Genomic DNA, 1245 nt, shown 5'->3' on the forward strand with positions numbered 1-1245 from the left:
GTTCTTCATACGCTCTATGGTAATGCCGTTTTTGTTCAATTCATAAAGGAACATGGAATGCCCCGTGACGCCTGTTCCTTTGTACTTGTCAAGCAGGGCATAACAGATTTGCTGCACCTCTTTCTTGGTTTGCTCTCTCGTTGGACTTGCTTTTGTCTTTTGATATTTCTTTTCTGCCTTGACCTCCTTTGCAATGGTCAAGCCTTTCTCTCTGCTTATTTCTTCCGCCACTTTTGCTGCCCTATTGCTCACAAAGGTGGTGTCATAGACCTCTCCGTAAAGGCTGATACGATTGGCGATGATGTGAATGTGTCTATTATCAGTGTCCTTGTGCGTTACCGCCACCCATTGGTGGTTGTCAAGTCCCATTCGCTTGGCAAACAGATGGGCTATTCCCATAAGCTCGGATACAGGCAGTCTTTTCTCGTCTTTTGGCGCGATGCCTATTTCTATGCGGAGGAACTTATTCCTGCACCGTGTGTTGTACTCGCTGACCATCTTCATTTCCTCATAGATAGTCTTTGGATCTCTGCTGCAAAGATTGTGGAAGGCAAGCCGATAACCGAGCTTGCCTTCTCTGAAAATATAGTCCAAAGCTGTGCTTCCGTGTGCTATCGCCTTACATTTTCCTATCATTTCTTGTTAGATTTAAGACCTTATATACCTCATCGTCCACACGAAAATGCGGGTCGTAAAATCGCTTAAATGCCTCTTTGGCACATAGCGAGAGGTTCTTTGTGATATGTAGCCAATCTTCGTCCTTGACCTTGATGAGGTTGGAAACCTGCCCATAGAATCTTCCTGTATGTTGGAGGATGGCAATGGCTTCCCTCTCGTTGTCGGTCATCTTGGGGACGGCTATTATCTCGCCGTTAAGGAGTATCTCACGGCAGTAGTCGGAGAACCTCCGCCCTATGCTTTCCGCTTTTGACTTGATACGCTGCTTTTCCTCTAAGGTACATCTTACTTTGATGAACTCTGTTTTGTTCATCTGTTTTTCTTCCTTATCCTGTTGCTGCCATCGGGCAGCTTTTCCCTTGTATCTGCTCATATAAGTTTCTTTGAAAGTTTATCATTATAGATGATTCATTGTTTCTTAATTCCTGAATACTGACCGATGAGAACGGAGTGATTACGGTTTTATCTCCCTGATAGTCTGACGAGGGGAGCAAGGGCAGTTTGTGGGTACAAACTGACGTCTTGCAATATCAGCTAACGAAACGTTTACGCACAAGGCGTTTTGCT

2 protein-coding genes are annotated in these 1245 nt (G+C 44.8%); both read right to left on the minus strand.

Annotated elements, in window-relative coordinates; translation table 11 throughout:
* Positions 1-636: relaxase/mobilization nuclease domain-containing protein (locus tag H515_RS0110410; RefSeq protein WP_028901924.1), on the minus strand; the 636-nt coding region annotated here is incomplete at its 3' end.
* On the minus strand, positions 620-1051 hold the full coding sequence (locus tag H515_RS0110415) for a plasmid mobilization protein (RefSeq protein WP_025878199.1): 432 nt from the start codon (positions 1049-1051) through the stop codon (positions 620-622). The genes H515_RS0110410 and H515_RS0110415, both read right to left, overlap by 17 nt.
* Between the last annotated feature and the right edge of the window lie 194 nt (positions 1052-1245).

Source organism: Prevotella corporis DSM 18810 = JCM 8529, from assembly GCF_000430525.1.
Classification (GTDB): domain Bacteria; phylum Bacteroidota; class Bacteroidia; order Bacteroidales; family Bacteroidaceae; genus Prevotella; species Prevotella corporis.